The sequence below is a fragment of the Mesorhizobium sp. M0601 genome, assembly GCF_040320845.1.
GTDB lineage: Bacteria > Pseudomonadota > Alphaproteobacteria > Rhizobiales > Rhizobiaceae > Mesorhizobium.
The window spans coordinates 41,227-67,260 of record NZ_JAMYQK010000020.1 but is presented as its reverse complement, the minus strand read 5'-3'; the positions used below and the strand labels follow the sequence as shown (position 1 = coordinate 67,260).

Sequence of the window (26,034 nt, the reverse complement as noted above, 5' to 3'; positions counted from 1 at the left end):
TCCGCTACATCTCCCGTTTGGAGACCGCGAATGGCAGAGACCGACACCAGAAAAACCATCGTGCTGACCGGCGCCAGCCGTGGCATCGGCCATGCCACTGTCAAGCGCTTTTCACGCGAAGGCTGGCGCGTCATCACCTGCTCGCGCCAGGCCTTTGCCGAGGACTGCCCGTGGCCGGCCGGCCCCGAAGACCATATCAAGGTCGACCTCGCCGACCAGGAGGATGTCGGCATCGCCATCTCCGAGATCCGCCACCGGCTCGAGGCGCATGGCGGGCAGCTGCATGCGCTCGTCAACAATGCCGGCATCTCGCCGAAGCTCAAGGACGGCAACAGCCGCATGAACTCTATCGACACGCCGATGCATGTCTGGCGCGACGTCTTCCAGGTGAATTTCTTCGCCCCGATCATGCTGGCGCGCGGACTGTTCAAGGAACTGGCATCGGCCAAGGGCTCGATCGTCAACGTCACCTCGATCGCCGGCACCCGCGTGCATCCTTTCGCCGGTACCGCCTATGCGACGTCGAAGGCAGCACTCGGCTCGCTGACGCGCGAGATGGCGCATGATTTCGGCCCGCACGGCATTCGCGTCAACGCGATCGCACCGGGCGAGATCGACACCGCGATCCTGTCGCCGGGCACCGAAAAAATCGTCGAGACAATCCCGCTGAGAAGATTGGGCACCACGGCAGAAGTCGCCGACATCATCTTCTTCCTGTGCTCGCAGCAGGCGTCCTACGTGACCGGCTCGGAAATCCATATCAATGGCGGCCAGCACGTTTGAGCGGTTGGTTTTGATCAATCGTTGACGCTGCCCCTCATCCCCCTGCCGGGACCTTCTCCCGTGAAGAACGGGGAGAAGGGCTTGACCGCAACGCTGGCGGGGCGGCGCAGGCTTAGGCTGCCGTGGGCGCTTTCGGTGCTGCCAAAACCTCCTCGACGATGCCGCGGGCGATCTCGCGTTCGCCCATGATGACGGTGTCGGCACCAAGGTTTTTGAGGTGCTCGACCTCGGCATCGGAATGGGCGCGGGCGATGATTTCGATTGTCGGATTGGCGGCGCGGGCGCGCAGAACGACCTGCCCGGCCTCGAAGGCGTTGGGAATGGCCAGGATCAGCCGCTTCGCCCCCTCGGGATTGGATGCGGCGAACACGTCGCCACTCGCCGCGTTGCCGGGTACGGTTTCGACCCCTTCGGCCTTGAGCTTCGCCAGCGTCTTGTCGGCATCCTCGATGACGAGGAAGGGCAGGGCGGCCTGCTTCAGCGCCGTGCCGACGAGGCTGCCGACGCGGCCGTAGCCGATCAGGATGGTGTGGCCGGTCAGCCTGGTCCTGGGCGGTGGGCCATCCTCGTTAGCAGGCGCCGCGACCGAAGCCACCTGGCCGGGCTCGGTCGCCGGGCCGATCGGCCTTGCTTCGCCGGACGGCGCCGTCCTGCCGGCGCGTGCTTCCAGCCAGGGTTTCATCCGGTCGACGGCAAAAAACATCAGCGGATTGAGGACGATCGACAGGATGGCGCCGGCGAGGATGAGGTCGCGGCCTTGTTCGGGCAGCAGTTTCAGCCCGACGCCGAGTTCAGCCAGGATGAACGAGAATTCGCCGATCTGGGCTAGGCTTGCCGAAATCATCAATGCGGTTGCCACCGGATAGCGGAAGACGACGACGATGACGAAGGCTGCCAGCGACTTGCCGACAACGATGATGGCCAGCGTCGCCAGGATCGGCCAGCCATTGCTGATCACGCTGAACGGGTCGAACAGCATGCCGACCGAAACGAAGAACAGCACGGAAAAGGCGTCGCGCAGCGGCAGCGATTCCTCGGCCGCCCGGTGGCTGAGCTCGGATTCGCTCATGATCATGCCGGCGAAGAAAGCGCCGAGAGCCAGCGACACGCCGAACAGCTTGGCCGCGCCGAAGGCGACGCCAAGCGCAATCGCAAGCACCGCCAACCGGAACAGTTCGCGCGATCCGGTATGGGCGACGTAGTGCAGGATCCAGGGGATAAGCCGGCGGCCGACCACCAGCATGACCAAGACAAAGGCCGCGACCTTGGCCAGTGTGATGGCGACGACGCCCCAGACGCCGTAGCTCGCCGGCAGCGACAGCAGACCGCTGGAGTGCACCTCAACCTGCTCTTGGCCGCCGAGCACGCCGGCCAACGCCGGCAAAAGCACCAGCGCCAGCACCATCGCCAGATCCTCGACGATCAGCCAGCCGACGGCGATGCGGCCGCGCTCGGTCTCGATCAGCCGCCGCTCCTGCAGGGCGCGCAACAGCACCACGGTCGAGGCCACGGAAAGCGCCAGGCCGAAGACCAGTCCCGCGCCCATCGACCAGCCGAGCATCCAGGCAAGGCCGGCGCCGAGGGCCGTCGCGAAGCCGATCTGCACAATGGCGCCGGGCACGGCGATGGCGCGGACCGACAACAGGTCCTTCAGCGAGAAATGCAGGCCGACGCCGAACATCAGCAGGATGACGCCGATCTCGGCAAGTTCATTGGCGAGGCCGGCATCGGCGACGAAACCCGGCGTGTTCGGTCCAACCAGAACGCCGGCGACGAGGTAGCCTACCAGCGGCGGCACGCGAAAACGGTTGGCAAGTGCGCCGAAGACGAAAGCCAGCCCCAGACCGGCGACGATGGTGGCGATAAGGGGCGTGTCATGCGGCATTGTCTATGGAGCACCTTCAGGAATCGCGATGTCGGATATGCGCCGTCCAAAAGCCGCCGCCTTGGCAGTATGGAGGCTGGGACAGTCGCGAGACAACCCGCAATTCCCATGAAATCGATGGCAAGGCGGCAAAAAGGCGTTGAGCCGGCAAGCGTTGCCACCCGGCGCGGCCTGCTCCAGGCAGGCGATTGCTACGGAAACGAAAGTTGCGCGCCGCCGATGCCCGATCAGGTCGCCTGCAGCAGGCTCTCGATATCGGGTATGCTGTGGTTGGTCAGCGTCTTTGGAATTTCGGCCGTTATCTTGTCGGTGACCTCCTTGTGCAGCTTCCTGCGCATGTCGCCCAGCACCGGCGGCGGCGCGATCAGCACGATCTCCTTGAAGCTGCCGCGATGCGCGAGCTTGTAGAGCCTGTCGGCAATCTCTTCGGCAAAACGCTCCTTGCCGAGACGGTGCCAGTCGGTGTCCTCGACCGCACTGCGGTGGACGGAAGGGCCGTCGCTGTAGCGGCCGGGGCGGTCCGTGCCTTGTTCTCGGGTTGCCGGATTTTCCTGCTCCATCTCGTGCACGACCTGAAGGTCGGGATATTGGACGTCTCCACGGTTCTCGAGGAACAGCGCCTTTTCGCCATCTGCCACCACGATCCATAGTCCGCGTTTCAGTCTGACGTTGCTCATGGGGCGCTCCTTTTTTGATTTTTCGAGCCCATCGCCGGGCCTTTGCCGCAGGGGTGTGACCGGGCCTGGGTCCATAGAGCAAACGCGTGCCGAGGCGGGAATGTTCCGGCACTCGGACCCGGTGCTCCGACAGGGGTCGGCGAGAGTGCGGGGCTGCCGTCGATCGCTCGGTCAGCATCCGGCGGCTTAATCTACTAAATTGATAGAATTTAGAAAAATCTGTTTTGTGGTTAGCTCCTCCGGCCGCTAAAAAGGCAGCGGATCAAGGGCTGCAACAGCAGCTTCAATCTGCCCCGCATTTGAATGTGGAATATTTTTCTCTTGGCCTTCATGCTTGCAGAAAAGAGATTGCCTGCTACGAAGCGATGCGCGAGTGGGTGCCTTCTGGTTTTTCGCGCCCCCGCGTAGAACTGACAAACGGTTCCAGGATTCCGCTCGTCATGCCGCAAGCCACACCCAAGCTCAATGCCTTTCCCGTCTTCATGCGGGTCGAGGGCGAAGCCATAGCCATCGTCGGCGGCGCAGAGGAAGCGCTGGCCAAGGCGCGGCTGCTCGCGCAGTCGAGCGCTGTGCTGCGCATCGTCAGCGATGAAACAAGCCCCGAGCTGCTGGCCTTTATCGCCGAGACGGGGGCCGCCCACATCGCCGACGCCTATGATGCAGCACATCTCAATGGTGCGGTGATGGTGTTTGCCGCCAGCGGCGACGAGGCGCTCGATCGCCGCGTTGCCGGGGATGCGCGCCGGCTAGGCATTCCGGTCAATGCCGTCGACCGGCCGGAGCTATGCGATTTCTTCACGCCGGCACTGGTCAACCGCGCGCCGGTCGCCATTGCCATCGGCACGGAAGGTGCCGGCCCGGTGCTGGCGCAGATGCTGCGCAGCCGCATTGACCGCATGCTGGCGCCCTCGCTCGGGCCGCTCGCGGCGCTCGCCGCATCGTTTCGCGACACCGCCGAAAGACTGCTGCCGAAGGGCAATGCCCGCCGCCGCTTCTGGAGCGATTTCTTTGGCGGCGCGCCGGCCCGCGCTGTCGAGGCAGGCGAGCTTTCGCAGGCGCATGATGCGGCCGTCGGCCTGCTGCTTTCGACAGAACCGGCATCGGGCCATATCGCGCTTGTAGGCGCCGGTCCAGGCGCCGAGGACCTTTTGACGCTGCGCGCCCATCGCCTGCTGATGGAAGCCGACGTGATCGTCCATGACGCGCTGGTGCCGGAGGCGATCGTCGCAATGGGCCGTCGCGATGCCGAGCGCCTGCCGGTCGGCAAGCGCAAGGGCTGCCATTCCAAGAGCCAGGCCGAGATCAATGCGCTGCTGGTCGAGCTTGGCCACGCCGGCAAGCGTGTCGTGCGGCTGAAGTCCGGCGACCCGCTGGTGTTCGGCCGGGCCGGCGAGGAGATGGCGGCACTTCGCGATGCCGGCGTCGCCTACGAAGTGGTTCCGGGCGTCACCGCGGCCTTCGCCGCCGCCGCCGATTTCGAACTGCCGCTGACGCTGCGCGGCGTGTCGTCGTCGATGGTGTTCACCACCGGCCATGACCTCAAGGGAAATTCGCTGCCAGATTGGGCAAAGCTCGCCATTTCCGGCGCGACGGTCGCCGTCTATATGGGCCGCTCGGTCGCTGCAGAGGTCGCCGGCCGGCTGATCGAAGCCGGCCTGTCGCCGGATACGGCCGTCGCCGTGGTCGAGAATGCCAGCCTTGCCAACCGCCGCCGTTTCCACGGCACGCTCGCCGACCTGCCGTCGCTGGAGGCGCGTGCCGACCTCAGCGGCCCGGTGATGACCATCATTGGCGACGCCGTCGCCGGCGCCAACTTCGAACGGTCCGAGCCGCTGGCGGCACACAGGCAGGAAAGCGTGGCCCGTACTGCCGCGCAAGGAGTGAACCAATGAAAGTCCTGACCGCGAACCGCCTCGCCGACGGCATAGCCGTCTGGTACGCCAACGGCGGCTGGGCCGAGACCATCGACCATGCCGACATCGCCCATGACAAGGCGGCCGAGGACCGGCTGGAGGCGATCGGCACCAAGGCCTCCGCCAACAACGAAGTGGTCGACGTCAATCTGATCGACGTGACCGTGGCCAACGGCACGGTCGAAGCGGTCCGGCTGCGTGAAAAGATCCGTGCCGCCGGCCCGACCACCCGCAACGACCTGGGCAAGCAGGCCCGTCCGCAAGCCGCACGCGCGGCATAGATGACCCAAGCATGATCCCGATCATGCTCGAACGAAGAAAATAACGGGCGGACGCGCCCGGAAAGACCTGAATATGTACCGTTACGATGAGTTCGACCACGATTTCGTCAAGGCCCGCGTCGCCGAGTTCAGCGACCAGGTCGCGCGGCGCCTTGCCGGCGAGATCACCGAGGACCAGTTCCGGCCGCTGCGGCTGATGAACGGCGTCTATCTGCAACTGCATGCCTATATGCTGCGCATCGCGGTGCCCTACGGCACGCTGAACAGCAAGCAGCTGCGCATGCTTGGCCACATCGCCCGCAAATACGACAAGGGTTACGGCCATTTCACGACGCGCCAGAACATCCAGTTCAACTGGCCGGCGCTGTCGGACATCCCGGCGATCCTGGCGGATCTGGCAAGCGTCGAGATGCACGCCATCCAGACCAGCGGCAATTGCATTCGCAACGTCACCGCCGACCACTTCGCCGGCGCAGCCGCCGACGAGGTTGCCGATCCGCGCCCCTATGCCGAAATCCTGCGGCAATGGTCCTCGGTGCATCCGGAGTTCTCGTTCCTGCCGCGAAAATTCAAGATCGCGGTGACCGGCGCCGAGCGCGACCGCGCCGCCATCCAGACGCACGACATCGGCCTGCACCTGAAGAAGAACGCCGCCGGCGAGCTCGGTTTCGCCGTCTATGTCGGCGGCGGCCAAGGCCGCACGCCGATGGTCGCCAAGAAGATCCGCGATTTCCTGCCCGAAGCGGATCTGTTGTCCTACTGCACGGCGATCCTTCGCGTTTACAACCTCTACGGCCGGCGCGACAACAAGTTCAAGGCGCGCATCAAGATCCTGGTCCATGAGACCGGCGTCGAGGAGATCACCCGCCAGGTCGAGGCCGAATGGCAGGAGTTGAAGGACGCCGAGCTGAGGCTGCCGGAAGAAGACATCCGCGCCATCGATGCCTATTTCGCGCCGCCTCCACTTGTCGACCGGCCGGAAGGCGACGAGGCGGTCAAGCTTGCCCGTCTCGACTCCAAGAGCTTTTCCGAATGGCTGGATCAGAATGTGGTCACCCATCGCCATCCCGACTACGCGGCGGTGACCATCTCGCTCAAGGGCATCGGCGAGACGCCGGGCGATGCCTCCGACAGCCAGATGGAAGCGGTCGCCGACATTGCCGAAAAATATTCATTCGACGAGCTGCGCGTCAGCCACGAGCAGAACCTGATCCTGCCGCATGTGGCGCGTGCCGACCTCAAGGCGGTCTATGACGCGCTTGTCGATATCGGGCTGGCGACGGCCAATTCCAACCTGATCAGCGACATCATCTCCTGCCCCGGCCTCGACTATTGCGCGCTGGCAACGGCGCGTTCCATTCCCGTGGCGCAGGAAATCTCGCGGCGCTTTGCTTCGCTGGAGCGCCAGCGCGACATCGGCGAATTGAAGCTGAAGATTTCCGGCTGCATCAATGCCTGCGGCCATCACCATGTCGGCCATATCGGCATCCTCGGGGTCGAGAAGAAAGGCGCCGAGCTCTACCAGGTGACGCTCGGCGGCTCGGCCGACGAGAACACCTCGGTCGGCGAGATCATCGGCCGCGGCTTCAGTTCGGAAGAGATCACCGATGCCATCGAGCAGATCGTCGAGACCTATCTCGGGCTTCGGCTGGACAGAAACGAAAGATTCATCGACGCCTACCGCCGAGTCGGTCCCGCGCCGTTCAAGGAGGCGCTCTATGCTGGCGAAGCCAAGGCCGCTTGACCGTATCGTCGACGTCGAGGCCGGCATCGCCGCCCAAGCAGCGGGTCTCGACGCGCTCTACGGCCATCTGAAGCCGCTGGAGATCATCGAGCGGTCGACCCGGGAGTTCTTTCACGGCGAAATCGCCGCCGTCTCGTCCTTCGGCGCGGATTCGGCGGTGCTGCTGCACATGATCGCCGAGATCGACCGGACGCTGCCGGTGATCTTTCTCGACACCGGCAAGCATTTCGAGGAGACGCTCGGCTATCGTGACGCGCTGGCCGCCGATTTCGGGCTGAGCGATATCCGGGTGATCAGGCCCGACGATGCGGCGCTGGCAAGGATCGACCCGACCGGCAATCTGAACGAGACCGACACCGACGCCTGCTGCGACGTCCGCAAGGTCGAGCCGCTGGCGCGCGGCGTCGAGCCGTTCCGCGCCTGGTTCACCGGCCGCAAGCGCTTCCAGGCGGCGACCCGGGCAGCGCTGCCGGTGTTCGAGGCGGTCGGCTCGCGCATCCGCATCAATCCGCTGGCGCACTGGACGACATCGGACCAGGCCGGCTACATGCGCGCGCATGCGCTGCGTGAGAACCCGCTGGTCGCCTATGGCTATCTGTCGATCGGCTGTTTCCCATGCACGCAGCCGGTGCAACCGGGCGACGATGCGCGCAGCGGCCGCTGGGCCGGGCACGCCAAGACCGAATGCGGCATCCACTTGTCGGGGCTGGAAAGGTCGCTGACCGACGCCTCGCTTTAGGATATGTTGATATCCAGCCGGCCTGCAAACGGCGGCTTCCTGCGCTTCCGGCGCTCACGTACCCAAAGTACGCTCCGCTCCGGTTCTCGGAAGCCACGCAGTTTGGTCGCTTCGCGCCCGCCTTCGGTTCCGGCTCGGCCTGACCTGAATCTCACGGTGCACTTTAGAATCTTTGGACTTGGGAATTTTCTTGATGAGCGATTTGATAGCCGAAAACGCCATGCGGCTGTGGACACCGGATGGGTTCCGCGAGGACGAGTGGGTTCATGCCGAAAGCGCCGAGGCGCTGATCGGCAATGGCCGTTTCATCCTGCCGTTGCAGGCGTTTCTCGGCCTCGATCCGGAGGTGCGGCGGTCGGCGAAGGAGCGCATCGGTGTGCTGCTGCAGCCCGGCGATCAGCTCGAGAAGATCGCAGGCCTGCTCGATCAGCTGTCGCTGGTGGCGCTGGCGTTTCCGGCGTTCAATGACGGCCGCTCGTTCTCCAAGGGCGAATTGCTGCGCAGCCGTTATCATTTTGCAGGCGCTATGCGCGCCACCGGGCAGGTGCTGATCGATCAGTTGCCGCATATGCTGCGCGTCGGCTTCGATGAATTCGAGGTATCGCACCCGGTGCTGCTGAAGCGGCTCGAGCAAGGCCGCACCGGCGGACTTCCGCTGTTCTATCAGCCGGCGGTGAAGCCGGAGGCCAAAGGCCCGAAATATTCCTGGCGGCGGGTGCGCGCCGGCTGATCCGCTCCAGAGGGCCAGAAGCCCTATCTGGTCGGACCACATTCCCGATTCAGCCTTTTATTTTGCGCCTCTCCGCCTTAGGATGGGCCCATTATTTCGCGATCCGAATAAATGTGGCCACAAGGGAGGAACCGGGTATGGCTGGCAAGAAGATATTGATGCTCGTTGGCGAGTTCAGCGAGGAGTACGAGATTTTCGTCTTTGAACAGGCCATGCATGCGGTGGGCCACACCGTCCATGTCGTTTGCCCCGACAAGAAGGCCGGCGATATCCTGAAGACCTCGCTGCACGACTTCGAGGGCCACCAGACCTATACGGAAAAGCTCGGCCACGACTACATCCTCAACAAGACGTTTTCCGAGGTCAATCCGGCCGACTACGATGCCGTCTACGCGGCGGGCGGGCGCGGGCCGGAATATATCCGCATCGACAAGGGCGTGCAGGCGCTGGTGCGGCATTTCCATGAGACGGGAAAACCGATCTTCACCATCTGCCACGGCGTGCAGATCCTGATCGCGGTCGACGGCGTGGTGCGCGGCAGGGAAGTCGCGGCGCTGCAATATTGCGAGCCGGAAGTCACGCTGGCCGGCGGCATCTATATCGATGTTGCGCCGACCGGCGCCCATGTCGACGGCAATCTGGTGTCGGCCAAGGGCTGGCCGGGCCTTGCCGCCTTCATGCGCGAATGCCTGAAAGTGCTGGGCACCGAGATCCGCCAGGGCGAGATCCTGATGCGCGACCAGCGCCGGGCGGCTTAAGCTCGGAATGTGGAGCCCGCCGCACCCCTAACGCATGTCGCGCAAAAGTGTCAGCGGTTTTGCGATAACGGCATGCATAAACAACAACCTAAAGCGCGTCGCGTGAAGGCCGGTCGAGCGCGACGCGCTTTAGGTGCGGCGGTATGCTTTACACGGCCATCCGCGCTTCGCGGAACGATACCAGCTTGCTGCGACTCTCGTCCCACAGCGCCAGCTTGACGCAGCGCAGGCTGTCGAGGAGTGTGACGCGGCCGATCTCACGCAGCTCCGGATAGTCCCTCAACACTTCCGGAAGCCGGTAGCATGGCACCTTGGCCGAGAGGTGATGCACGTGGTGGACGCCGATATTGCCGGTGATCCAGTTCAGCACCGGCGGCAGGTCGTAATAGGACGAACCGTGCAGGGCAGCGTGCTGGAATTCCCACTCGGAGTCCTTTGTCCACTCCGTCTCCTCGAACTGATGCTGGACATAAAACAGCCAGATGCCGGCCGATCCGGCGAGGATGACGATCGGCAAATGCACGACCAGGAACGCGCCGGGGCCAACGAACCAGATGAGCAGCGCGGCGATGACCGCGATGGCGAGATTGGTCGACATCGACGACACCCAGGGGGTGAAACCGCCCCGCATCATGCCCAAGGGCAGTCTCTGCTCGAAAATGAAGATCCATATCGGGCCAAGGCCAAACATCACCAGCGGATGGCGATAGAGGCGATAGGCGAGCCGGCCCCGCCATGACAGCTGCCGATATTCAGCGACCGTCAGTGTCTTGATGTCGCCGGTGCCGCGCTCGTCGAGATTGCCGGCGCTGGCGTGATGGGTTGCGTGGGCGCGGCGCCAGCAATCGTAGGGCGTCAGCGTCAGCACGCCAAGCACGCGGCCGATCCAGTCGTCGGCATAGCGATTGGCAAAAAAGGAGCCGTGGCCGCAATCGTGCTGGATCATGAAGATACGCACCAGAAAGCCGGCTGCCGGAAGGATGAGGACCAGACCCCACCAATGGCCATAGGCATAGGCGGCCGAGGACAGTGCCCACAGCGTGGCGAAGGGGATGAGGGTGATGGCGAGTTCGACGGCGCTGCGACGCCTGTCGGGCTTTTTATAGCGCGACAGAATCTTCAACCAGGCGCGCTTGCTGTTTGCCACAGCTTCGGGTGAAATCATGTTCATCATGAAACATAGGCGGAGCGGCGCGCTGCCGCAAGGCGGAGATCACGCAAAGTTACTGCGGGTAAATGTCGCGCGATGGCGAGGAATTGCGGCCGCAATCGCAGGTCGCGTTGCTGGCGACGGTGTCTACCGACGGCGCCCGCCTGCGACCACCTTGGCTTCGACGCCGTCCAGGCGGTCGAGCAATTCCTTCAGACGGTCGGGAATATCGGACTCCGTGCGGAAGGCCGGTAAGGTGCGCAGAAAGCGCTTGGTCGCCTCGGTGCCGAGCTGGCGCCGGATATCGGCGGCGAGCCCGTCGCGTTTTTCGCCATTCCTGCGGGGCATCATCCAAAATCCTGTGTCGGCTTCGAAACTCTTCCAGGGGAGGAATGGTTCCCGCATTGTAGTATGCTGGCAAGCAAAGCCGTCGGGTACGGTAAAGTTTGAATTAAAATCGAAAGGTCTGCGCCGTCCGCCATCAAGCAGCGACAGCGGCTGCAGTATCGCTTGCCCCTTGATTTTTGGCCGCTAAACCTCGATATCGGGCGCAAATCCACACCATTCGAAAATGACGGGAAACGGCGATGAGCGACCAGGCAAAAGACGAACGCGCGCCCGATGAAGCCGAGAAGACCGAGGCTGCCGCGGAGCCAAGGGAAGGTGGCGTCGACGGCGACTATGAAGCGCTTGTGCGGCTTCTGAAGGAAAACGAAGAGCTGAAGGATCGCGCGCTGCGCGTCGCGGCCGACATGGAGAACTTGCGTCGCCGCACCGCCCGCGACGTCCACGACGCGCGCGCCTATGCGGTTGCCAATTTTGCCCGCGACATGCTTTCGGTGTCGGACAATCTGCGCCGTGCGCTGGATGCCATCCCGGAGGAGGCCAAGGCTTCGGGCGATGCCGGCTTCAAGGCGCTGATCGACGGCGTCGAGATCACCGAGCGCGCCATGCTGTCGGCGCTGGAACGCCACGGCGTGAAGAAGCTTGAGCCCGAGGGCGAGAAATTCGATCCGAATTTCCACCAGGCGATGTTCGAGGTGCCCAATCCCGACGTACCGGCCAACACGGTCGTGCAGGTCGTGCAGCCCGGCTATTCGATCGGCGAGCGTGTGCTGCGGCCGGCCATGGTCGGCGTCGCCAAGGGCGGCCCCAAGCATGTCGCAAGCGAAGCGCCGGTGGAGCCGGGGCCGGTCAACGAGCAGGCTGAGAAAGATGCGTAAGTTAGGGGAGTAGGGGAATAGGGCAGTACGGGAGTAGGGAATAGCGCTACGTCGGGTAAAGTAGAGCAATTGCCTACTCGGGCCGTTGCCTTCTCTCCGCCTACTCCCCTATTCAGGCCGCAAACCGCTGCGCTTCTCCGCCATAATAATTGACGTAGCGGGCGCCGATCTCCTTGACCGGCATCACCACGAACACGTCGACCGTCGAGAATTCACGATCAATGACGCAACCGTCGCCGATGCGTGCGCCGACGCGCAGATAGCCCTTGACCAGCGGCGGCATCGCCGCGATCGCCGCCTTGGTGTTGACGGCCTCGATCGGCATCAGATCCATGGAACAATAGCGCCCGGCGACGGCGCGCACGTCCCAGGATGAATTCGTCCGGCAGTGGTGGGCAAGATAGGTCAGCGCCTCGGCATGTGCCGCAGGCACGGTGCCGTGGAACGACGCGCAGCCGGTCATCACGCCGATGCCGTAATGGTTGATGTAGGCCCAGATGCCTTGCCACAGCGCCTCGATGGTGCGCTTCGAGCGGTATTCCGGCAGAACGCAGGAGCGGCCGAGCTCGAGGAAGCGCTGGCCGGGATGCCGCGCGATGAGCTTGGTCAGCTCGAATTCACCTTCGGAATAGAAGCCGCCGGCGGCCGCGGCAATCTCCTGCCGCAGCAGGCGGTAGGTGCCGACGATGCGGCGATGCTCGGGGCCGGAAAGCGAAGTATCGAAGACCAGCAGATGATCGCAGAGGGGATCGAAGCGATCGGCATCGCGGCGGTCCTGCATCTGGAACAGGTCCTTCCTGGCACCAAGCTCGTCGTAGAACACCCGGTAGCGCACTTCCTGCGCGGCAGCGATCTCGGCCTCGTTGCGGGCGAGCCGCACTTCGAGATTGCCGATGCGGCCGAGCGATGCGCCTTTTATGACGGCATCGGCGTTCCGGCCGACGAGCAAAGGCCCGCTGGCGTTCGGCCGAGCATCACATTCCGGCATGACTGTATGCACGAGTGATTCTCCTTCGAGCCATCCCTCTTGGCACGGGGATACGGTGTAGGTGCAACAGGATTGTGACAGTACCGTGATACGGCTCTGCGGGCAATACTTCGTCGGCTGGGCAATCTATCAACCGTCTATGTTGTGCCTCAGGCGGCCGCTTGCCCTTCGACCGCATGAACCAGGGCATCGGGGTCGAGCGGCTTGGTGACGAAGCCGCTGGCACCGTGAGCGAGCACGGCGTGGCGGGTCTTTTCCTGGCTGTCGGCCGACAGCACCATGATCGGCACTGGCGGCACCGCGGTCTCCTCCTCATGGCGGCGGATGGCGGCGATGGCGTCCAGGCCGTCCATGACAGGCATATGCAAGTCCATCAGCACCACGTCGTAACGGTGCTTGTGGCCGGTGCTGATGACCGCCTCGACGGCGGCCTTGCCGTTGCCGACCACTTTCACGCGATGCCCGGCCTTCAGCAGCGTGGCGCGGGCCAGCATGGCGTTGATGTCGTTGTCCTCGGCGATCAGCACCGACAGGCCCTGCTGGCGGGCGCCAATGGCGTGCCCCGCCTGCGCGCCGCGCCTTTGCAGTTGCGGCTCGGCGATGACCGGCGCGTGGCTGGTCAAAAGCACGCGCAGCAATGTCTCGCCGCGCACCGGCCTCGCAAGGAAGGTGGCGTAACCATTGGCACGGAACTCGCCAAGCATGCCACGGTCGGTCGGTGCAATCAGCGTCACTGCCTCGCAATCGGCAAATCCGCTCTGGCGCAGGCGCCTGAGCAGCCTGCCGTCGCTTTGCTCCATGGCAGCATCGATCAGCAGCACGTCGCAGCTCTCGGCGAAAGGGGTGGCCTGGGCGGCGGCGGTGGCCAGATCGACCGTGCCGCCATTGGCGCGAATGGTGCGGGCGAGGGCTTCGGCCTCGACCAGGTTCTTCGACACGATCACGGCATGCCGGCCCGACAGCGCGTCCTGGCGGATCTGCGGCGCCTCGACGGCGGAAATAGCGGGAATCTCGAAGACGAATTCGGACCCCTGGCCAAGCCGGCTTGACACAGAGATAGTGCCGCCCATGGCGGTCACCAGGCGCTTGGAAATGGCGAGACCGAGGCCGGCACCGCCATGCGCACGGGTCGAGGTGCCGTCAGCCTGTTCGAAGTCCTCGAATATGCGCTCCATGTCCTCCTCGCGCAGACCGGGGCCGGTGTCGGTGATGGTGAAGCGGATGCGGTCGGTGGTTTCGGTGCGGACGCGGGCGATGCTTGCCAGGACGCCGCCGCTGTCGGTGAACTTGACGGCGTTGCCGATGAGATTGAGCAGCACCTGCCTGACCCTGCCGGGGTCGGCGGTGATCAGCTGCGGCACGTCGGGTTCGACATGACAGCCGAGGCCGATATCCTTGGCAAAAGCCCGCGCCGCCAAAAGCTCGATGACATTGTCGGCGATCTCGCGCACCGACATCGGCTGCGGTTCGGGATCGAAGCGGCCGGCCTCGATCTTGGAGTAGTCGAGCAGGTCCTCGATCAGCGCCAGCAGCGCGCTGGCCGAGGTCGAAATGGCGCCGACATAGGTCCGCTGCTCGGGCGAAAGGCTGGTGTCGGCGAGAAGCCGGGCCATGCCCATGATGCCGTTCATCGGCGTGCGGATCTCGTGGCTGACGGTGGCGAGGAAGCGCGATTTGGCCTGGCTCGCATATTCGGCCCGCTCGCGGGCGGTGATCAGCGAGGATTCGGCGCGCTTGCGAGCGGTGATGTCGCGGGCGATGGCGCGATGCGAAACGGCGCCGCTGTCCTTGTCGCGCACCGACAGCTCGATCCAAGAGAACCAGCGTGGGCCGTCCGGCGTGCGAATGGCGACGTCGGTGGAACTCAGGCATTCATGGTCGGAAAACGCGGCGTCGGGGACGATGCCGACATCGATGCCTAGTTCGGCCAGGGTCTTGCCGGCAAGGTCGCGCTGGTCGGTTTCGACAAGGTCGGCGAAAACCTTGTTGGCGTAGACAATGTGGCCGTCGCGGTCACGATGGACGACGAGATCGCCGAGTGCATCGATCAGCCCGCGAAAGCGCTCCTCGCTCTCCTGCATCTCCCACATGCGGTCGGCCAGCGTCTCTATTTCGGCGCGGCTGCGGGCGGTCGTGGCATCGAGCAGGGCCACCGCGCGGCGCTCGGTGCGCCTGTTGCGCAGATGCATGGCGAGCCCGGCGATGGCTGTCGCCAAAAGGCCGATAGTGATGAAGATCGGCGCCCCGGTCAGATGCGAAAAGCCTGCCAGCACGACAATGGCGACGAGCGTCAGGAAGGGCAGGCCTTCGCGGTTGGAGGCCGGCAGTTCCGGCGCCAGCGGTGGCGCGGCGACAAGCTGCCGTCCTGGCGCCGCGGGGGCCGTCCCGTCGGCCCGTTCGGCTGGTTCCGCCTCTCTGATGCCGGGTTCCGCAATCATACGGAAATCCTGCCAGACAGAGCTTATCGAAGGTTGTGGTTGATCGCTCGAATTTTACCGGTCGCGCTCTTTTTTTCCCTTGGGGGCTCACATATCCACCACCACGCGGCCGCGGATCTTACCCTCGACGATGTCATGCGCGGCGCCGATGATGCCGTCGAAGCCGATGCTCGTCGAAAGGCTGGCAAGCTTTGCGTGGTCGAGATCGGCGCCGATACGGCGCCAGGCCTCGAGGCGGACCGCCTTCGGCGCCATCACCGAATCGATGCCGAGCAGCGAGACGCCGCGCAGGATGAAGGGCGCGACGCTTGCCGGCAGGTCCATGCCGCCGGCGAGGCCGCAAGCGGCAACGGCGCCGCCATAGGAGGTCATCGATAGAACGTTGGCCAGCGTGTGGCTGCCGACCGCATCGACGCCGCCGGCCCAGCGTTCCTTGGCGAGTGGTTTTGCGGGCTGGGCAAGCTCGTCGCGTGAAATCACTTCCGCGGCGCCGAGGTCGATCAGATAGGGGCTTTCGGCAGCACGGCCGGTCGAGGCGATGACGTGATAGCCGAGGCTGGACAGGATCGAGACCGCGACCGAGCCGACGCCACCGGCAGCGCCGGTCACCGCCACCGGGCCGCGATCGGGCACGATGCCGTGGCGCTCCAGCGCGATGACGCAAAGCATGGCGGTGTAGCCGGCGGTGCCGACCGCCATCGCATCATGCGGGCTCATGCCGTCCGGCAACGGCACCAGCCAGTCGCCCTTGACGCGGGCGCGCCCTGCAAAGGCGCCGAAATGCGTCTCGCCGACGCCCCAGCCGTTCAATATGACCTTGTCACCCTTGCGCCAGTCAGGATTGGAAGACGAGATGACGGTGCCGGCGAAATCGATGCCCGGCACCAGCGGCCAGCGGCGGATCACCGGCGCCTTGCCGGTAATTGCAAGACCGTCCTTGTAGTTCACCGTCGTCGCCTCGACCGCGACGGTGACGTCGCCCTCCATCAGGTCTGCCTCGGTAAGCTCGGTCACCGCGACCGACTGGTTTTTCTCGGCGTCACGCGAAACGAGGATGGCTTTGAAGGTTTCGGGCATTTTTTCTCCTCGGGCTTGCAGATCAGAATGTGTGGCGCCAGGCGAGTGAGGTCAATCGCTCGACGCTCCGCGCCGCCAGCCAATGAGTTCGTCGAAGACGACCAGCACCGCACCAACCGAAATGAAGGCGTCGGCGAGGTTGAAGATCGCGAAGGACCAGACCGGCGTATGGAACAGGACATAGTCGATGACATGACCGTAGATTGCGCGATCAATCAGGTTGCCGAGCGCGCCGCCGACGATCAGTGCGAAGCCGATGCGGGCAAGCAGGTGGCCGGGCGGCGTGCGGGCCGCAAGATAGAGCACGAAAGCGACCACCAGAACCGCGACGACCACCAGGCCGGTGTCGCCGAAGGACGAAAACAGCGAGAACGCGATGCCGGTGTTGTAGGTGCGGTACAGCGCCAGGAACGGAAGCAGGTCGAGCCGTTCCTGAAAGGCAAGACCGGTTTCGACTAGGTATTTCACCCACTGGTCGAGCGCTATCGCGGCGACGACCAGAAGAGCATACGGCCTCCAGGACTTCATGGTTTGCAGTTTCACGGTTTGAGATGTCACGATCTGGCGTCCTCCGGGCCGAGCTTCAGCGCGCCGCGCCGGATCTCGAACAGCATGACGCCGGTGGCCACTGCAAGGTTGAGCGAATCGGCGCGGCCGGCCTGCGGTATCCGCAGCAGTTTGTCGCAGCTTGCGGCAAGCTCGTCAGGCAGGCCTTGCTGCTCGTTACCCATCATCAAAAGCACCGGGCCCTTTGAAAAATCGACCGAGCGGTAGTCGACCGCACCCTTCAGGTGGGTGCCGGCGACGAGGCCGGGGAAGCTCGTTCGCCAGGCGAGAAAAGCTTCGGGCGACGCCTTGGCGACCGGCACGGCGAAAATCGAGCCCATGGTGGCGCGCACCGTTTCGACCGAAAAGGGATCGGTGGTCTCGCCGACCAAGATGACGCCCCTGGCCCCGACAGCGTCGACCGTGCGGATGACGGTGCCGAGATTGCCGGGGTCGCGGACGCGGTCGAGCGCCACCCAGACGTCGCCGTCACGGGCGCGGATGTCCTTCAACGGCAGGTATTTCTGCGAGAACACGCCGACGACCATTTGCGGATTGTCGCGGCGGGTGATGGCGACCAGCACTTTTTCCGAAACTTCAAGGACGGTGCCGCCGGCGGCGACCGTGCGCGCCGCGACCTTTTCAACCGCCGTATTGCCACGTCCGGCCTTGGCGAAGACCAGTGTCCTGATCGACCAGCCGAGATCGAGCGCGTCGATGACCAGCTTCAGGCCCTCGGCCATGAAGGAATTCTGCTGGTCACGGAATTTCTTCAGCGCGAGCGCCTTGATGTCCTTGACCAGCGGGTTGGCGAGGCTGGTGACTTCCTTCACCTGCCCTGGCGCGCCCGCGTGCCGTTCGTACGCACTCATTCAGGCCACCCAGCGCGAGAACAGCGAGGTCGAAAGCGCCCGACCGGCAGATTTCTCGCGGATGATCAATTCACCCGACTCGACCGTGCCGCCCATGCCGGCGAAGGTGTCGCGCACCAGGGCATGGATGGCGAAAAAAGAGGCGCGGATCGAATAGGCGGTCAGTACCACGGCGAGCGGCTTCGGCGTCAGGATCGTGCGGCAGATATCGGTCAGCGCCGGCAGGTCCTCGAACAGCTGCCAGACCTCGCCTTTCGGTCCGCGGCCATAGGCGGGCGGGTCGAACAGGATGATGTCGTAGCGGCTGCCGCGGCGCTCCTCGCGTTCGGCGAATTTCACGGCATCGTCGACGATCCAGCGGATCGGCTTTTGCGACAAGCCCGCCATTTCCTGGTTTTCGCGCGCCCAGCCGATCGCCTTCTTGGAAGCATCCACGTGGGTGACCTCGGCGCCGGCACGCGCCGCCACCAAGGAGGCAAGGCCGGTGTAACCGAACAGGTTCAACACCTTCACCGGCCGTTTTGCCGCCGCGATCAGTCCGGCCATGTGGTCCCAGTGCGAGGCCTGCTCGGGAAAGACGCCGACATGGCGAAACGAAGTGAAGCGGCCGAGATAATCTATGCCGTCATGCTTCATCGGCCAGGTCTCGCCGAGCGGCGTCTTGGGGAAGCGCCAGCGGCCGATGCCTTCCTCGTCGGTATCGCCGGTGAAAATGGCGTCGGCGCGCTCCCAGTCCCTGGCCGGCAAAGCCTTTTGCCAGATCGCCTGGCCCTCCGGCCGAACGATGCGGTAGGGGCCGTATTGCTCGAGTTTTTCTCCGGCGCCGCTGTCGAGCAACGCGTAGTCCTGATTGGGGCCGACCTCGAGGATCAGCGGCAGATGTTCGGCAGGCAGCGCGCCATCGCGACGGGATAGAGGGCGCGGCGCGGCTTTCGGCTCGGACCGGTCCTGCAGTTTAGGCTCCGAACCGGCGGTCAGGCCGGCGTCGCGCCGCCGCGGCTGCTCCGCCCCGCCCTTCGGGGGCGGGCGGCTGTCGCGGCGTTTGTCGCGAAAAGGTTTCAAGAAGGCGCATCTCCGGACGGCGGCTCGCCGCTTCTGCCACAGCACATTGACCGGCGCAACAAAAGGGCTGCCGACGTGTGCAACCGGATCAGCCGCGCCTGATCGACAGCAGGCCGACTGCGAGCGCTATGAAACCAACGGCCTTGAAGCCGGTGACGACCATATGGCCGGTTTCCCAACTGCTCCGGATACTTTCGAAATTGTCCGGGATCGGTCCAGGCACCCAGGTGGCCAGGACATCGTTTGCCGGTTTGACCAGGGTAAACCACGCCACGAGGGCCATCAGATAAAGCACGGTGGCGGCCAAAATCCACCAGAATGCCGGGCGGTCACTGCGCAGCATCCAGGCGAGAAGCCCCGGACAGGGGATCGCGGCCACGTCCAGCGGTGCGCCGACAATCGCGAAGAATTGGAACTGAGCGTTGAAGACAGTGGTTTCACGCCAGAGCGAAGGCGGCCAACTGGTCAGCCGCGGCACCGATTCCAGCACATGGGCGAACGATGGTCCGAGGCTGAGCGCAGCGACGATGGCGGTCAAAACCGACCAGAACAACAGGAACCCGCGCATATCCATAGTGGCCAGACAACGGCGTCAGGACGCAGACGTTCCCGTCCGCCACCCATGTCGCTTGCCGCCGAAAGCGCTGGGGCTCTATCGTGATTGAAACCAGGTCATGATTCATGTCCCGTGCTGAACGCCTGCTCGACCTGATCCAGATCCTGCGCCGGCATCGCCGGCCAGTCAGCGGCCGCAGCCTTGCGGGCGAAATGGGTGTGTCGATCCGCACGCTCTATCGCGATATCGCCACGCTGCAGGGGCAGGGCGCGCCGATCGAGGGTGAGGCGGGGTTGGGTTACGTGCTCAGGCCCGGTTTCATGCTGCCGCCCTTGATGTTCACCGATGAGGAGATCGAGGCGATCGTGCTCGGTTCGCGCTGGGTGGCCAAGCAGCCGGACTGGCGGCTTGCGAACGCCGCCACCGACGCGCTGGCCAAGATCGCGGCGGTGCTGCCGAACGATTTGCGCGAAGAGCTCGACGCCTCGACGCTGCTGGTCGGGTCGCGCACCGAGGTCACCGAAGGCATCGATCTCGGCGTGGTGCGGCAGGCCATCCGCGAGGAGCGTAAGCTGAGCTTTGTCTATCGCGACGCCGGCGGCGCTGCCTCCGAGCGCACCGTCTGGCCGTTCGCACTCGGCTTCTTCGACAAGGTGCGCGTCGTCGCGGCCTGGTGCGAGATGCGCCAGGATTTCAGGCACTTTCGCGCCGACCGGATATCCGGCCTCAATGCCACCGAGATGCGCTATCCGCGCCGCCGTCAGGTGCTGCTCAAAGAATGGCGGGCGACGCTCGACACGCCAAGCTAAGGCTGCTGCTCAGTTGAGACTGCTGCCAGAATCTGGCAGTGGGCGTACGGTATGCTCCTCCAGTCGAAACGATCTGGAGAGCAATTCATGACACCGCCCAATTTCGTCATCCTCTATGTCGACAAGCCTGAGCAAAGCGGCGCCTTCTATAGCGCGCTGCTTGGGCGGCAGCCGGTCGAGACCTCGCCGACCTTCGTGCTGTTCGTGCTCGACAACGGCTTCAAGCTCGGCCTCTGGTCGCGTCACACCGTGGAACCGGCCGCCGCGGCAGCAGGCGGTGGCGCCGAGATCGTCTTTGCGCTGGACACGCCGGAGGCGGTCGATGCCACCTACACCGATTGGGCCGGACGGGGTCTGAAAATCCTGCAGAGCCCGACCGACATGGATTTCGGCCGGACCTTCGTCGCGCTCGATCCCGACAATCATCGGCTGCGGGTTTATTGGCAAAGGGAGTAAGGCAGTAGGGCAGTAGGGGAGTACGTGACAGGAAATATAGCTGGCGCGGCGCCGCACGATCAGTGCGGTTTCCTACTGCCCTACTGCCCTACTGCCCTACTGCCCTACGCTTGCGCGATACACGCCAATGCTGGCGGCGAGGTCCTCGAGGGCTGCGCCGACCGACTTGAACAGCGTGATCTCGTCGTCGTTCTGCCGGCCTTTTTTCTGGCCGCGCGTGAGTTCATAAAGGTCGGCGACGATGGCTTCCGGCTTCAACACGCCGGAGGCCAGTGGCTGGACGATGTCGCCCGCCTCTTTGGCGGCGCCGGCGCGGGTGTCGACATAGACGCGGGCCCGCGCAACCGTGTCGTCGTCGCTTTCGCGCATCGCCGGAGTGAAGCCGCCGACGAGGTCGACATGCGTTCCGGGTCGCAACAAGGCGCCCTTGACCAGCGGCTCGGTGGTGATTGTCGCCGAGGAAATGATGTCGGCCTGGCCGAGTTCGGCGTCGAGATCGCCTGCGGCTTCGGCCGCAAAACCTTCCGCACGCAATCTTGCAGCGACCTTTTCGGCATTGGCCGGCGTGCGGTTCCAGATGCGGATGCTGGTGATCGGCCGCACAGCCGAATGCGCCTTCGCCAGGAACGGCGACAGCGCGCCGGCGCCTACCACGAGCAGCCGCGAGGCGTCCTCGCGGGCCAGGTAGGAGGCGGCCAGCGCCGAGGCGCAGGCCGTGCGCCACTGCGTCAGCCGCTGGCCGTCGATCATGGCCTGCGGCTCGCCAGTGGCGCCGTCGAGCAAGAGGTAAAGGCCCATCACCGCGGGTTTTCCGACAGCGTTGTTGTCGGGCGACACGGTGACGATCTTGATGCCGATGTGACCGCCGGCGGAGGTGCCAGCCGTGTTGAAGTCGGTCCAGGCCGGCATCAAAAGCAGCGTTGAAGCGGCGCCGTCGGGCCGCTCTATCGTATGATGGTGCCTGACCGGCTGTATGGCGCCATCGCGAAACGCGGCGCGCAGCGTCTCGATCAGTCCGGGAAAGGTCAGCGCGCTGTCGACCTCGGCGGCCGAAATGGTCAGCATGAAAGGCTCCGCGAAAGATATGTCAGCGACGCTTCAGTTTGTCGGCTTCGGCAAAGCCGGGCCCCGAGGCGCGGCAGGCGCGCGGCTTACCGCCTGGCGCAGATTCTCGGCCTCGGCACCGCGCTGGCGCGCCAGCTTGCGATAGCGCCCTTGCTTGATCCAGGTCGCCAGGCTGCCGACGATCATGCCGATGGCAAGGGCAAGGAACAGGAATATGAACAGCGGCAAGGTCAGTGTCAGCGCCGGGTTGCCCGGATTGAACGGGTCGAGCGTGAAGGCGACCGGTTCGCGGTTGGCAACGGCCAGCGCGATCAGGGTGATGGCCAGCGGCACGAAGACCACGATGAGGATTAAGCGATTGAACATGTTTTTCCGTAGGGACTGCTGTCGGAGCGGGACGGCGGGCGCGGCGCCTATTTGCCTCCGTTCAGCCTTTCACGCAATTCCTTGCCGGTCTTGAAGAACGGTACCCATTTCTCCTCGACCTCTACGGATTCGCCGGTGCGCGGGTTGCGGCCGGTGCGGGCAGGGCGATTTTTCACCGAAAACGCGCCGAAGCCGCGCAACTCGACCCGGTTGCCCTCGGCAAGCGCGTCGGTGATTTCATCGAAGATGGCGCTGACAATGTTTTCGACGTCGCGCAGGAAAAGATGCGGATTACGCGTGGCGATGATCTGCACAAGTTCGGATTTGATCATGAAAAGGCTCCCCGTAAAAGCAGTGCCGCCGAAATTATCAGAATGATTTTATTTGGTTTTTCACTCGTCCCAAGCGGTTCCTCAAGGGTGCCAGACGGAAACGAGACCGTCAAGAAACAAGCGGTCCGCTCCAATTTCGTGAAGGACGTCGCCGTCATGGCCGGCCAGGCCAAGCGCAGCACCGACGGTCTGCGCCATCGCTTTGGAGAACAGGAAACCGCCGCGTTTTTCCGTGTCCTTCCATTCCACCACCTTGAGCTTGGCATCGACGCCCTTGCCTGCAAGCCAGTCGATCGCTTCGGCCTCGCCGCCGACCGCGTCGATCAATCTGTTGGTGACCGCCTGCCGGCCGGTGAAGATCGACCCGTCTGCGAGCGCCAGCACCTCCGGCTTGGTCATGTTGCGGCGCTCGGCGACGATGCCGACGAACCAGTCGTAGCTGTCGAGGATGAGCTTGCGGACCATGGCGCGCTCATCGTCATTGGTCGGCTTGAAGGGAGAAGGCGAGGCCTTCAAGGGCGAGGATTTCACCTCCTCCAGCTTGACGCCGAGCTTGTCCATGAGGCCGCTGACGTCCGGGTACTGAATCAGCACGCCGATCGAGCCGACGATTGAGGATTTGCGTGCGACAATATGGTCGGCCGCGGTGGCGATCATATAGCCTGCCGAAGCCGCGAGCGTGCCGACCTCGGCCACCACCGGCTTGTCGGCGGCGAGCTTGCGCACTGCCTCATAGATCGATTCGCCACCGACGGTGGTGCCGCCGGGTGAATCGATCGACAGGATCACAGCCTTGACGCGCGGCGACTGACGGATTGCCTCCAGCCGCTTGATCAGTTCTTCGTCTTCGGTGATGGTACCTTCGATCTTGACCTTGGCGATGTGGTCGACAGCCGCGCCGGTGAAGTCGTCACCATAGATCCATGCCGAGAAGGCGATCAGTCCGGCTGCTGCGACGATAATCGCCGCAACACGCCAGAATGTCAGCTTGCGGCGCAAGCGGCGGCGGTCGATCAGGTCGTCGGCTCTCAATACCATGGTCAGCCTCGTAGTCGGTGGGAGCAGATGCTTTTAAAGCAACCATTCGCGCCCGGCTACCGTTTCCTGACGGCCTTGCGCCAAAGGCCGTTAGGCATTCGCGGCAAGCCTCAACCTGTCACGTTCCACAGGCTCTAACACTGTGCGCCCATATCTGGTATGAGGTACAGGCTGCGCTGGGGCCATTTTCATTGTACAGGGGCGGCTGTCACATTTTTGCGGTTTTCCTCGGCTTGTGCTTGCTTGAGGGCGCCGGCACCCCACCTATAGGGCGGCCTGGCGGGCAGGGGTTTAGAAGAAGCAGTCATGTTAGCGGGACCAATCGAACCGACCAACACCGAGACGGAGTTGGCTCCCAAGGCCGCAGGCCGGGCGCGGGTCGACGCGTTTGACGTTGCGCAGCGTCATTCGCGCCGGGTCCGTGTCCTCAAGCTGGCCGTGCCGCTGGTCGCTGCCGTGATTGCGGTCGCGTTTCCCGTCTATTCCTATCTCATGGCTCCCGCTGCAATCGAGGTGCAGGCCGACGGCGGCGCCTTTGCCGATGGCAAGCTGGTGATGGCGAACCCCAAGCTCAACGGCTTCACCAAACAGAACCTGCCCTATTCGATGACAGCCCTGCGCGCCATACAGGATGTCAGCAAACAAGGCATCATCGATCTGGAGGGCATCAAGGCCAAGCTGCCGATTGCGACCGACAACACGGCCGCCATCGATGCCACGCACGGCACCTATGATCGCGACGGCAACACGCTCAGCCTGACCAGCGATGTGACCGTGTCGACCACGGATGGTGTGGTGGCAAAATTCAAATCAGTCTATCTCGACATGGGCGAAGGCACTATGAAGACAAGCGAGCCCGTCGATGTCAGCCGCGGCGGGTCGCGGATCAGGGCGGATTCGATGTCAGTCCAGGACAATGGCAAGGTCCTGGTTTTCGAGAACAAGGTGCGCGTCGACATCGATCCCGCCAGTTTGAAGGCGGCAGAGGCAAAGAGCGGAGAGACCAATGCGGTTCAGTAGTTCGGCACGGCGCCTCGCCGCGATTTCGGCGTTGACGCTCGGGTTGCCCTTGGGGCTGACCTTCGGGACGGCGCCGTCGCTGGCGCAATCCAGTGCCACCAGCCAAATGTCCGGCCTCAGGCTGTCGGGCGACAAGCCTATCCAGATCGAAAGCGACAAGCTCGAGGTGCGCCAGGCGGAAAGCGTCGCCGTCTTCACCGGCAACGTCAACGTCGTCCAGGGTCCAACCGTGCTCAAGGCCGGCAAAATGACGGTCTATTACGTCAGGGATGCAGGCGCCGCTAAAGGCGCCCAGCCCGCGGGTGCCGCGGCGATGACCGGATCCGCCAACATCGACCATCTCGAGGTCGACGATAAGGTCTACATCAAATCGGACAATCAGGTTGCCACCGGCGACCGCGGCACCTTCGACATGAAGACCGAAGTGCTGGTGCTTTCGGGCAGCAAGGTCGTGCTCTCGCAAGGCGATAACGTGCTTGTCGGCTGCAAGCTTACCGTGCAGATGAAGAGCGGCCTTGCCCAGGTCGACGCTTGCGGCGGCCGCGTCATGATGTCGATCACGCCGCCGGCGAAGTCTGGAGCAGCGAAACCCTGATGGCCGGTATATCGTCGCTGCTGGCGCGTCTTCCAGGGCGCGCCGCCAGCAAACTTGCGGCACCGGCCAGGGTCACCGTCGAAGCGGCAAAGTTCAAGGGAACCTTGATCGCCAAGGGCCTGACCAAAAGCTACAAGGGCCGCAAAGTCGTCAGCGGCGTGACGCTGGGCGTGCGCGCCGGCGAGGCGGTTGGGCTGCTCGGCCCCAACGGCGCCGGCAAGACGACCTGTTTCTACATGGTAACCGGCCTGGTGCCGGTCGATGAAGGCACGATCGAAATCGACGGTTTCGACGTCACGTCGATGCCGATGTATCGCCGCGCCCGTCTCGGCATCGGCTATCTGCCGCAGGAAGCGTCGATTTTTCGCGGCCTGAATGTCGAGCAAAACATCCGGGCCGTGCTCGAGGTCGTCGAAAAGAGCCGCAAGGAGCGTGAGCGCCTGCTCGACGAATTGCTCGAGGAATTTCACATCAGCCATCTGCGCAAGGCTCCGTCGCTGTCGCTCTCCGGCGGTGAGCGGCGACGCCTCGAAATTGCCCGCGCCTTGGCAACCCGCCCCGCCTATATGCTGCTCGACGAACCTTTCGCCGGCATCGATCCGATCGCCGTCGCCGACATCCAGCAACTCGTGCGCCACTTGACGGCACGTGGCATCGGCGTTCTGATCACCGACCACAATGTCCGCGAGACACTTGGCCTGATCGACCGCGCCTACATCATCCATGCCGGCCAGGTGCTGACCCATGGTCGAGCCGACGAAGTGGTCGCAAATGCCGACGTGCGGCGGCTTTATCTCGGCGAGGGATTTACACTCTAAATGCGAAATTCCGGTTCGAACGGGATTTCCGGCGTAGTCCAACAGCTTTTTCTTCAATTTTCTGCCTGAAAACGCGTCGGCAGGCGAGTTTTACCGCTCCTCGCCTTGACAAG

General features: G+C 64.1%; 28 protein-coding genes. 13 read left to right on the top strand and 15 right to left on the bottom strand.

From position 1 onward, the window contains the following. Positions 1-30: 30 nt before the first annotated feature. Entirely contained in the window at positions 31-783 is a 753-nt protein-coding gene (locus NKI41_RS18915; protein ID WP_023675240.1) for an SDR family NAD(P)-dependent oxidoreductase, read from the top strand. Positions 784-895: 112 nt separating this feature from the next. On the opposite strand, the gene NKI41_RS18910 is transcribed toward NKI41_RS18915, so the two are convergent. Then, positions 896-2,668 carry a cation:proton antiporter domain-containing protein gene (locus NKI41_RS18910; RefSeq protein ID WP_352684504.1) on the bottom strand — a complete coding sequence of 591 codons (1,773 nt, stop codon included), beginning with the start codon at positions 2,666-2,668 and terminating at the stop codon, positions 896-898. 227 nt (positions 2,669-2,895) lie between these two features. After that, positions 2,896-3,345, bottom strand: coding sequence for a baeRF12 domain-containing protein (locus NKI41_RS18905; protein ID WP_352448343.1), 450 nt, complete (start codon positions 3,343-3,345; stop codon positions 2,896-2,898). A gap of 440 nt (positions 3,346-3,785) precedes the next feature. On the opposite strand from NKI41_RS18905, the gene cysG reads away from it, so the two are divergent. The 6 genes from cysG (at position 3,786) to NKI41_RS18875 (ending at position 9,510) form a co-directional block, all read left to right on the top strand. Beyond that, complete coding sequence (gene cysG / locus NKI41_RS18900) at positions 3,786-5,237, top strand: siroheme synthase CysG (RefSeq protein WP_352684503.1); 1,452 nt, start codon at positions 3,786-3,788, stop codon at positions 5,235-5,237. Further along, positions 5,234-5,539 (top strand): DUF2849 domain-containing protein, encoded by a 306-nt coding sequence (locus NKI41_RS18895; protein WP_352684502.1) that lies wholly within the window; start codon positions 5,234-5,236, stop codon positions 5,537-5,539. Before cysG ends, NKI41_RS18895 begins: the two co-directional genes overlap by 4 nt. 73 nt (positions 5,540-5,612) lie before the next feature. After that, positions 5,613-7,283, top strand: coding sequence for a nitrite/sulfite reductase (locus tag NKI41_RS18890; protein ID WP_352469418.1), 1,671 nt, complete (start codon positions 5,613-5,615; stop codon positions 7,281-7,283). Next, a complete protein-coding gene (locus NKI41_RS18885) occupies positions 7,258-8,022 on the top strand; it encodes a phosphoadenylyl-sulfate reductase (RefSeq protein WP_352448339.1) in 765 nt (254 codons plus the stop codon). Before NKI41_RS18890 ends, NKI41_RS18885 begins: the two co-directional genes overlap by 26 nt. A gap of 193 nt (positions 8,023-8,215) precedes the next feature. After that, positions 8,216-8,752: a DUF934 domain-containing protein gene (locus NKI41_RS18880; RefSeq protein ID WP_352684500.1), complete on the top strand. Its 537-nt coding sequence runs from the start codon at positions 8,216-8,218 to the stop codon at positions 8,750-8,752. A 137-nt stretch (positions 8,753-8,889) separates the two neighbouring features. After that, positions 8,890-9,510, top strand: coding sequence for a DJ-1/PfpI family protein (locus NKI41_RS18875; RefSeq protein ID WP_352684498.1), 621 nt, complete (start codon positions 8,890-8,892; stop codon positions 9,508-9,510). A gap of 148 nt (positions 9,511-9,658) precedes the next feature. Here NKI41_RS18875 and NKI41_RS18870 read toward each other — a convergent pair whose 3' ends face one another. Further along, on the bottom strand, positions 9,659-10,681 hold the full coding sequence (locus tag NKI41_RS18870; RefSeq protein ID WP_352469420.1) for a fatty acid desaturase: 1,023 nt from the start codon (positions 10,679-10,681) through the stop codon (positions 9,659-9,661). Positions 10,682-10,807: 126 nt separating this feature from the next. Then, a complete protein-coding gene (locus NKI41_RS18865) occupies positions 10,808-11,011 on the bottom strand; it encodes a hypothetical protein (protein WP_023675249.1) in 204 nt (67 codons plus the stop codon). A 236-nt stretch (positions 11,012-11,247) separates the two neighbouring features. Between NKI41_RS18865 and grpE the strand changes: the two genes are divergently transcribed. Further along, positions 11,248-11,883, top strand: a complete 636-nt coding sequence (gene grpE, locus NKI41_RS18860; protein WP_023675250.1) for a nucleotide exchange factor GrpE — start codon at positions 11,248-11,250, stop codon at positions 11,881-11,883. 112 nt (positions 11,884-11,995) lie between these two features. Here grpE and olsB read toward each other — a convergent pair whose 3' ends face one another. The 7 genes from olsB to NKI41_RS18825 all read right to left on the bottom strand — a co-directional run bounded on the left by olsB (position 11,996) and on the right by NKI41_RS18825 (position 19,440). Further along, positions 11,996-12,871 (bottom strand): l-ornithine N(alpha)-acyltransferase, encoded by an 876-nt coding sequence (olsB, locus tag NKI41_RS18855; RefSeq protein ID WP_023675251.1) that lies wholly within the window; start codon positions 12,869-12,871, stop codon positions 11,996-11,998. Between the two features lie 149 nt (positions 12,872-13,020). Beyond that, on the bottom strand, positions 13,021-15,309 hold the full coding sequence (locus NKI41_RS18850; protein WP_352684496.1) for a PAS domain-containing hybrid sensor histidine kinase/response regulator: 2,289 nt from the start codon (positions 15,307-15,309) through the stop codon (positions 13,021-13,023). Between the two features lie 87 nt (positions 15,310-15,396). Beyond that, entirely contained in the window at positions 15,397-16,386 is a 990-nt protein-coding gene (gene acuI, locus NKI41_RS18845; protein WP_352469422.1) for an acrylyl-CoA reductase (NADPH), read from the bottom strand. 51 nt (positions 16,387-16,437) lie between these two features. Beyond that, positions 16,438-16,914 carry a signal peptidase II gene (gene lspA / locus NKI41_RS18840; protein WP_352454178.1) on the bottom strand — a complete coding sequence of 159 codons (477 nt, stop codon included), beginning with the start codon at positions 16,912-16,914 and terminating at the stop codon, positions 16,438-16,440. 26 nt (positions 16,915-16,940) lie between these two features. Then, on the bottom strand, positions 16,941-17,804 hold the full coding sequence (locus NKI41_RS18835; RefSeq protein ID WP_352684494.1) for a TrmH family RNA methyltransferase: 864 nt from the start codon (positions 17,802-17,804) through the stop codon (positions 16,941-16,943). Further along, positions 17,805-18,866 carry an RsmD family RNA methyltransferase gene (locus tag NKI41_RS18830; RefSeq protein ID WP_352684492.1) on the bottom strand — a complete coding sequence of 354 codons (1,062 nt, stop codon included), beginning with the start codon at positions 18,864-18,866 and terminating at the stop codon, positions 17,805-17,807. It lies immediately after the preceding gene. An 88-nt stretch (positions 18,867-18,954) separates the two neighbouring features. Further along, complete coding sequence (locus NKI41_RS18825; RefSeq protein ID WP_352684490.1) at positions 18,955-19,440, bottom strand: DUF1772 domain-containing protein; 486 nt, start codon at positions 19,438-19,440, stop codon at positions 18,955-18,957. 107 nt (positions 19,441-19,547) lie between these two features. Between NKI41_RS18825 and NKI41_RS18820 the strand changes: the two genes are divergently transcribed. Together NKI41_RS18820 and NKI41_RS18815 are read left to right on the top strand one after the other, a co-directional pair. Further along, positions 19,548-20,231 (top strand): helix-turn-helix transcriptional regulator, encoded by a 684-nt coding sequence (locus NKI41_RS18820; protein WP_352684488.1) that lies wholly within the window; start codon positions 19,548-19,550, stop codon positions 20,229-20,231. A gap of 87 nt (positions 20,232-20,318) precedes the next feature. Beyond that, positions 20,319-20,687 (top strand): VOC family protein, encoded by a 369-nt coding sequence (locus NKI41_RS18815; RefSeq protein ID WP_352469426.1) that lies wholly within the window; start codon positions 20,319-20,321, stop codon positions 20,685-20,687. Positions 20,688-20,783: 96 nt separating this feature from the next. Here NKI41_RS18815 and lhpI read toward each other — a convergent pair whose 3' ends face one another. The 4 genes from lhpI to sppA form a co-directional block, all read right to left on the bottom strand. Next, positions 20,784-21,752 (bottom strand): bifunctional Delta(1)-pyrroline-2-carboxylate/Delta(1)-piperideine-2-carboxylate reductase, encoded by a 969-nt coding sequence (gene lhpI / locus NKI41_RS18810; protein ID WP_352684486.1) that lies wholly within the window; start codon positions 21,750-21,752, stop codon positions 20,784-20,786. 33 nt (positions 21,753-21,785) lie between these two features. Further along, positions 21,786-22,118: a LapA family protein gene (locus NKI41_RS18805; protein ID WP_352469428.1), complete on the bottom strand. Its 333-nt coding sequence runs from the start codon at positions 22,116-22,118 to the stop codon at positions 21,786-21,788. A 47-nt stretch (positions 22,119-22,165) separates the two neighbouring features. Then, on the bottom strand, positions 22,166-22,450 hold the full coding sequence (locus NKI41_RS18800) for an integration host factor subunit beta (RefSeq protein ID WP_023675261.1): 285 nt from the start codon (positions 22,448-22,450) through the stop codon (positions 22,166-22,168). A gap of 81 nt (positions 22,451-22,531) precedes the next feature. Next, positions 22,532-23,488, bottom strand: a complete 957-nt coding sequence (gene sppA / locus NKI41_RS18795; protein ID WP_352469429.1) for a signal peptide peptidase SppA — start codon at positions 23,486-23,488, stop codon at positions 22,532-22,534. A 306-nt stretch (positions 23,489-23,794) separates the two neighbouring features. Here sppA and lptC point away from each other — a divergent pair, with 306 nt between their 5' ends. Genes lptC through lptB form a run of 3 tightly spaced genes read left to right on the top strand, consistent with a single transcriptional unit; the run spans position 23,795 to position 25,921 of the window. Further along, the gene (lptC, locus tag NKI41_RS18790; RefSeq protein WP_352502649.1) at positions 23,795-24,508 is read left to right on the top strand and encodes an LPS export ABC transporter periplasmic protein LptC; all 714 of its coding nucleotides are present in this window, start codon (positions 23,795-23,797) and stop codon (positions 24,506-24,508) included. Then, positions 24,495-25,103, top strand: a complete 609-nt coding sequence (locus tag NKI41_RS18785; protein WP_292664963.1) for an LptA/OstA family protein — start codon at positions 24,495-24,497, stop codon at positions 25,101-25,103. The genes lptC and NKI41_RS18785 overlap by 14 nt, the downstream gene beginning before the upstream one ends. Continuing rightward, positions 25,103-25,921, top strand: coding sequence for an LPS export ABC transporter ATP-binding protein (gene lptB, locus NKI41_RS18780; protein WP_352684484.1), 819 nt, complete (start codon positions 25,103-25,105; stop codon positions 25,919-25,921). Before NKI41_RS18785 ends, lptB begins: the two co-directional genes overlap by 1 nt. The last annotated feature ends 113 nt before the right edge of the window (positions 25,922-26,034 follow it).

Coding starts and splice junctions, on each gene's coding strand:
- NKI41_RS18915 (WP_023675240.1), top strand. CDS start 31: ATGGCAGAGACCGACACCAGAAAAACCATCGTGCTGACCGGCGCCAGC.
- NKI41_RS18910 (WP_352684504.1), bottom strand. CDS start 2,668: ATGCCGCATGACACGCCCCTTATCGCCACCATCGTCGCCGGTCTGGGG.
- NKI41_RS18905 (WP_352448343.1), bottom strand. CDS start 3,345: ATGAGCAACGTCAGACTGAAACGCGGACTATGGATCGTGGTGGCAGAT.
- cysG (WP_352684503.1), top strand. CDS start 3,786: ATGCCGCAAGCCACACCCAAGCTCAATGCCTTTCCCGTCTTCATGCGG.
- NKI41_RS18895 (WP_352684502.1), top strand. CDS start 5,234: ATGAAAGTCCTGACCGCGAACCGCCTCGCCGACGGCATAGCCGTCTGG.
- NKI41_RS18890 (WP_352469418.1), top strand. CDS start 5,613: ATGTACCGTTACGATGAGTTCGACCACGATTTCGTCAAGGCCCGCGTC.
- NKI41_RS18885 (WP_352448339.1), top strand. CDS start 7,258: ATGCTGGCGAAGCCAAGGCCGCTTGACCGTATCGTCGACGTCGAGGCC.
- NKI41_RS18880 (WP_352684500.1), top strand. CDS start 8,216: ATGAGCGATTTGATAGCCGAAAACGCCATGCGGCTGTGGACACCGGAT.
- NKI41_RS18875 (WP_352684498.1), top strand. CDS start 8,890: ATGGCTGGCAAGAAGATATTGATGCTCGTTGGCGAGTTCAGCGAGGAG.
- NKI41_RS18870 (WP_352469420.1), bottom strand. CDS start 10,681: ATGAACATGATTTCACCCGAAGCTGTGGCAAACAGCAAGCGCGCCTGG.
- NKI41_RS18865 (WP_023675249.1), bottom strand. CDS start 11,011: ATGATGCCCCGCAGGAATGGCGAAAAACGCGACGGGCTCGCCGCCGAT.
- grpE (WP_023675250.1), top strand. CDS start 11,248: ATGAGCGACCAGGCAAAAGACGAACGCGCGCCCGATGAAGCCGAGAAG.
- olsB (WP_023675251.1), bottom strand. CDS start 12,871: ATGCCGGAATGTGATGCTCGGCCGAACGCCAGCGGGCCTTTGCTCGTC.
- NKI41_RS18850 (WP_352684496.1), bottom strand. CDS start 15,309: ATGATTGCGGAACCCGGCATCAGAGAGGCGGAACCAGCCGAACGGGCC.
- acuI (WP_352469422.1), bottom strand. CDS start 16,386: ATGCCCGAAACCTTCAAAGCCATCCTCGTTTCGCGTGACGCCGAGAAA.
- lspA (WP_352454178.1), bottom strand. CDS start 16,914: ATGAAGTCCTGGAGGCCGTATGCTCTTCTGGTCGTCGCCGCGATAGCG.
- NKI41_RS18835 (WP_352684494.1), bottom strand. CDS start 17,804: ATGAGTGCGTACGAACGGCACGCGGGCGCGCCAGGGCAGGTGAAGGAA.
- NKI41_RS18825 (WP_352684490.1), bottom strand. CDS start 19,440: ATGGATATGCGCGGGTTCCTGTTGTTCTGGTCGGTTTTGACCGCCATC.
- NKI41_RS18820 (WP_352684488.1), top strand. CDS start 19,548: ATGTCCCGTGCTGAACGCCTGCTCGACCTGATCCAGATCCTGCGCCGG.
- NKI41_RS18815 (WP_352469426.1), top strand. CDS start 20,319: ATGACACCGCCCAATTTCGTCATCCTCTATGTCGACAAGCCTGAGCAA.
- lhpI (WP_352684486.1), bottom strand. CDS start 21,752: ATGCTGACCATTTCGGCCGCCGAGGTCGACAGCGCGCTGACCTTTCCC.
- NKI41_RS18805 (WP_352469428.1), bottom strand. CDS start 22,118: ATGTTCAATCGCTTAATCCTCATCGTGGTCTTCGTGCCGCTGGCCATC.
- NKI41_RS18800 (WP_023675261.1), bottom strand. CDS start 22,450: ATGATCAAATCCGAACTTGTGCAGATCATCGCCACGCGTAATCCGCAT.
- sppA (WP_352469429.1), bottom strand. CDS start 23,488: ATGGTATTGAGAGCCGACGACCTGATCGACCGCCGCCGCTTGCGCCGC.
- lptC (WP_352502649.1), top strand. CDS start 23,795: ATGTTAGCGGGACCAATCGAACCGACCAACACCGAGACGGAGTTGGCT.
- NKI41_RS18785 (WP_292664963.1), top strand. CDS start 24,495: ATGCGGTTCAGTAGTTCGGCACGGCGCCTCGCCGCGATTTCGGCGTTG.
- lptB (WP_352684484.1), top strand. CDS start 25,103: ATGGCCGGTATATCGTCGCTGCTGGCGCGTCTTCCAGGGCGCGCCGCC.